Origin of the sequence: Streptomyces sp. NPDC057654 (assembly GCF_042800135.1) — a bacterium.
Lineage (GTDB): Bacteria > Actinomycetota > Actinomycetes > Streptomycetales > Streptomycetaceae > Streptomyces.
Window position 1 is genome coordinate 1 of sequence record NZ_JBHVHQ010000768.1, and the last position, 4,172, is coordinate 4,172.

Sequence of the window (4,172 nt, forward strand, 5' to 3'; positions counted from 1 at the left end):
CGTCACGCTGGTCGTTCTGGGCCATGGCGCGCTGCAAGGCGGCGTCCTCGGTCAGCTCGGGGGTCAGTTCGGGCTGCCGGGAGCGCCGCTTCCGGAACGGGGACGAGCCTGCCATCGCAGACCCGTCCCTCAGGCCGCGCAGTCGCGGCAGATCGGCTGGCCGTTCTTCTCCGCGGCCAGCTGGCTGCGGTGGTGCACGAGGAAGCACTCCATGCAGGTGAACTCATCGGCCTGCCGGGGCAGCACCCGGACGGACAGCTCCTCGTTGGAGAGGTCCGCACCGGGCAGTTCGAGGCCCTCGGCCTGGTCGAATTCGTCCACGTCGACGGTCGACGCCGACTTGTCGTTCCGCCGGGCCTTCAGTTCCTCGATGCTGTCCTCGTTGACGTCATCGTCGGTCTTGCGTGGGGTGTCGTAATCCGTTGCCATGTCGCTCTCCCCCTCTGGGTGTCTGCGGTGTCTCAGCGCACGTAACGCGTGAGAGGCCGGACTTGTGCCCGACCTGAGGCGGAGATTTTGCCTCACATCAAGGTCTGTTACTCAATCGACACCCAACCGCACCCCTGAAGAGGTGATCAGGTTGGGTGGCGATCGGGACCGTACACGGTCCGAAAGTCGCACTGTCACGCGCCATCACGAGTACTTCCCGTGATCAAGACCCCTGGAAACCCGGATTTTCCCGGCGTTACGGCGGCTTTCGCGATCACGGAGAGTGGATGGCCGGAAGTTTGCTCATGTGATCGATCACACATGATCACGGTGTCGGCGGACCATGAAAATTCCGCCCAAAGCGAACCTCTCAAGAGAAGGATCTCAGGCCGGGAGCACGACGCGCATCACGAGGCCACCGCCTTCCCGTGGCTCCGCGGTGATCCGGCCGCCGTGCGCGCGCGCCACGGAGCGCACGATCGACAGGCCGAGACCGACGCCCTTGTCGCTGCCCGTGCGCTCGGTACGGAGCCGCCGGAAGGGCTCGAAGATGTTGTCCACCTCGTACGCCGGGACGACCGGCCCGGTGTTCTCCACCACCAGCACCGCCTGCCCCCGCTGGCTCTCCGTCGTCACCCGCACCCAGCCGTCCGGGGTGTTGTAGCGCACCGCGTTCTGCACCAGGTTCAGCGCGATCCGCTCCAGCAGCACGCCGTTGCCCTGGACGACGGCGGGCTGCCGGTCGCCCGTCAGCTCCACGTCCTTGGCCTGGGCCTCCGCGCGGGTCTGGTCGACGGCCTGGGTCGCCACCTCGGCGAGGTCCACGGGCTTGCGGTCCACGAGCTCGTTGTCGCTGCGCGCGAGCAGCAGCAGCCCCTCCACGAGCTGCTCACTGCGCTCGTTGGTCGCCAGCAGGGTCTTACCGAGCTGCTGGAGCTCCGGGGACGCCTCCGGGTCGGAGAGGTGCACCTCCAGCAGCGTGCGGTTGATCGCCAACGGCGTGCGCAGCTCGTGGGAGGCGTTCGCCACGAAGCGCTGCTGCGCGGTGAACGAGCGCTCCAGCCGGTCGAGCATCTCGTCGAAGGTGTCCGAGAGCTCCTTCAACTCGTCGTCCGGGCCGCCCAGTTCGATGCGCCGGCTCAGGTCCGTACCGGCGACGCGGCGGGCCGTGCGGGTCATCTTGCCCAGCGGGGAGAGCACCCGGCCGGCCATCGCGTAGCCGAACGCGAACGCGACGACGCTCAGGCCCAGCAGGGCCAGCAGCGAGCGGCGCAGCAGGCCGTTGAGGGCGAGCCGGCGCTGGTCCTGCATGCAGTTGTAGAGAACCTCGTTGAACTGGTCCGTCTTGAGGTTTCCGGAGATGCCCGGACAGGTGTCGTTGGTCGACTGCACGCTGCCGCCCAGCAGCTTGAACGGCAGCTCGTTGCCGACGTGCAGGGCCTGGGCCGCCAGCAGGTAGATGATCGTGAGCAGCACGATCCCGGCCATCAGGAACATCCCGCCGTAGAGCAGGGTGAGCCGTATCCGGATGGTCGGGCGGAACCACGGGAAGGGGCGCACGACGGGCTGTCGCGGGTCCCACGCCGGTTTGGGCGGGGCCGTCGGCGGAGCGGGGGTCGAGGCCATGCGGGGTCAGATCCGGTATCCGGAGCCGGGCACGGTGACGATCACGGCGGGCTCGCCGAGCTTGCGGCGGAGCGTCATGACCGTGACCCGTACGACGTTGGTGAACGGGTCGGTGTTCTCGTCCCAGGCCTTCTCCAGCAGCTGCTCGGCCGAGACCACGGCCCCCTCGCTGCGCATCAGCACCTCCAGCACCGCGAACTCCTTCGGCGCCAGCTGCACCTCCTTGCCGTCCCGGAACACCTCGCGGCGGTTCGGGTCGAGCTTGATCCCCGCGCGCTCCAGGACCGGCGGCAGCGCGACGGTCGTACGGCGCCCCAGCGCCCGTACGCGCGCGGTCAGCTCGCTGAACGCGAAGGGCTTGGGCAGATAGTCGTCCGCCCCGATCTCCAGCCCCTCCACGCGGTCGCTGACGTCGCCGGAGGCGGTCAGCATCAGCACGCGGGTGGGCATGCCCAGCTCGACGATCTTGCGGCAGACGTCGTCCCCGTGGACGAGCGGGAGGTCCCGGTCGAGGACCACGACGTCGTAGTCGTTGACGGCGATGCGTTCCAGGGCGGCGGCACCGTCGTACACGACGTCGACGGCCATGGCCTCCCGGCGCAATCCGGTGGCTACCGCATCGGCGAGCAGCTGCTCGTCCTCGACGACGAGTACGCGCACGGCGCTGTCCTTCCGTTTGGCCCCTTTTTGGGCAGGCTGCCAGGCTGTTAGCCACTCCATCCTGCCCCCAAGCCCGATAAACCGGCTGTAAGGGGGGCGAGCGGCCGAACATGACCGGGGATTCCGCAAGAAAAATCCCCCGTGATCCGCCGGTGAGCCCCCGGTGAATCCTCGAAGATCCTTCGTCTCCGCCGCGCCGCTCCCTCGACGATGCCGAGATTTCCGGGGGCCGCCCGAGGTTTCCCCTCACTCGGGGTTGGGGAGGACGACTGCACACACCCGCGATCACGCCCTGAATGTGGCGCGCCACACCTCGTTGCCGCTCAGGGGCCACGCACGTGATCGAACCGCCGCCGGCACACCCCCGTGCCATCGACCCATGCCGAGGGGGCGCATCATGGACGCGTTCACCGCTGGAATTCTCCAGCGTATAGAGAGCACCCAGACCGATCTCGACCAGGCCCGCGAAGCAGGCGACGACTTCCTCGTCGAGGTCGAGCAGGCAGAGCTGGACGACCTGCGCCGACTCGCCGCCGAACACGGCGTAGAGGTAACCGCCGCCTGAGCCACCGGCCCCGCCACGGGCCCGGCCGACCCACACGGCACCACCCACGCAGCGAAGCGCCCCCGCACCGAATGCTTGGTGAGGGGGCGCTTCGTGCTGTACGGCCCCACACCGCCCCGGCGGGCGCGGGCGGTCCCGGTGGGGCGTGAGGGGGCCCGTACGGTCTGTACGGGCCGTACACGGCGGTTGAGGGCGGTGGTGGGGTCAGTCGTGCCAGGCGCCCAGGTTGTCCAGGAGTTCCTGGAGGGGCTCGAAGAGGCCGGGCGGGGCGGTGACGGCGAGTTCTCCGGAGAGGAGGTCGCCGGGGCGGCCGCCGGTGAGGGCGCCCGCTTCGCGCGCTATGAGGGCGCCCGCCGCGAAGTCCCAGGGGTTCAGGCCGCGCTCGTAATAGCCGTCGAGACGGCCGCAGGCCACGTCGCACAGGTCGATGGCGGCGGAGCCGGCGCGCCGGATGTCGCGCACGCGCGGCAGCAGGGCACGGACCACCTCGGCCTGGGCCGCCCGGCGTTCGGTGAGGTAGCCGAAGCCGGTGCCGATCAGGGCCTGTTCGAAGGCGGGGGCGGGGTTGCAGCGCACCCGCTCGTCGTCGGCGTACGCGCCCTCGCCGAGGACCGCGTGGTAGGTCTCGCCGCGCATCGGGGCCGCGACGACGCCGACCACGGCCTCGCCGTGCAGCTCTGCGGCGATGGAGACCGACCAGGAGGGCAGGCCGTAGAGGTAGTTCACGGTGCCGTCGACCGGGTCGATGACCCAGCGCACGCCGCTGCTGCCCGGCGTGCTGGCGCCCTCCTCGCCGAGCAGCCCGTCGTCGGGGCGCTCCTCGGCGAGGAAGTCGGTGATCAGCTTCTCGGCGGCGATGTCCATCTCGGTGACGACGTCGATGGGGCTGGTC

Annotated in this window: 5 protein-coding genes; 1 reads left to right on the forward strand and 4 read right to left on the reverse strand. The window is 69.7% G+C overall.

The genetic code is table 11. The annotated features are described in order from the left end of the window. Positions 1-129: 129 nt before the first annotated feature. The 3 genes from ACFU99_RS35415 to ACFU99_RS35425 all read right to left on the reverse strand — a co-directional run bounded on the left by ACFU99_RS35415 (position 130) and on the right by ACFU99_RS35425 (position 2,715). Positions 130-429 (reverse strand): DUF4193 domain-containing protein, encoded by a 300-nt coding sequence (locus ACFU99_RS35415; protein WP_030884311.1) that lies wholly within the window; start codon positions 427-429, stop codon positions 130-132. Positions 430-813: 384 nt separating this feature from the next. Then, positions 814-2,055, reverse strand: coding sequence for a HAMP domain-containing sensor histidine kinase (locus tag ACFU99_RS35420; protein ID WP_363224486.1), 1,242 nt, complete (start codon positions 2,053-2,055; stop codon positions 814-816). A 6-nt stretch (positions 2,056-2,061) separates the two neighbouring features. Then, positions 2,062-2,715, reverse strand: a complete 654-nt coding sequence (locus ACFU99_RS35425; protein WP_363131049.1) for a response regulator transcription factor — start codon at positions 2,713-2,715, stop codon at positions 2,062-2,064. A gap of 379 nt (positions 2,716-3,094) precedes the next feature. Here ACFU99_RS35425 and ACFU99_RS35430 point away from each other — a divergent pair, with 379 nt between their 5' ends. After that, complete coding sequence (locus ACFU99_RS35430; protein ID WP_363224969.1) at positions 3,095-3,280, forward strand: hypothetical protein; 186 nt, start codon at positions 3,095-3,097, stop codon at positions 3,278-3,280. 204 nt (positions 3,281-3,484) lie between these two features. Here ACFU99_RS35430 and ACFU99_RS35435 read toward each other — a convergent pair. Beyond that, a partial coding sequence (locus ACFU99_RS35435) for an inositol monophosphatase family protein (RefSeq protein WP_384400259.1) occupies positions 3,485-4,172 on the reverse strand: 688 nt, incomplete at its 5' end.

Coding starts and splice junctions, on each gene's coding strand:
- ACFU99_RS35420 (WP_363224486.1), bottom strand. CDS start 2,055: ATGGCCTCGACCCCCGCTCCGCCGACGGCCCCGCCCAAACCGGCGTGG.
- ACFU99_RS35430 (WP_363224969.1), top strand. CDS start 3,095: ATGCCGAGGGGGCGCATCATGGACGCGTTCACCGCTGGAATTCTCCAG.
- ACFU99_RS35415 (WP_030884311.1), bottom strand. CDS start 429: ATGGCAACGGATTACGACACCCCACGCAAGACCGACGATGACGTCAAC.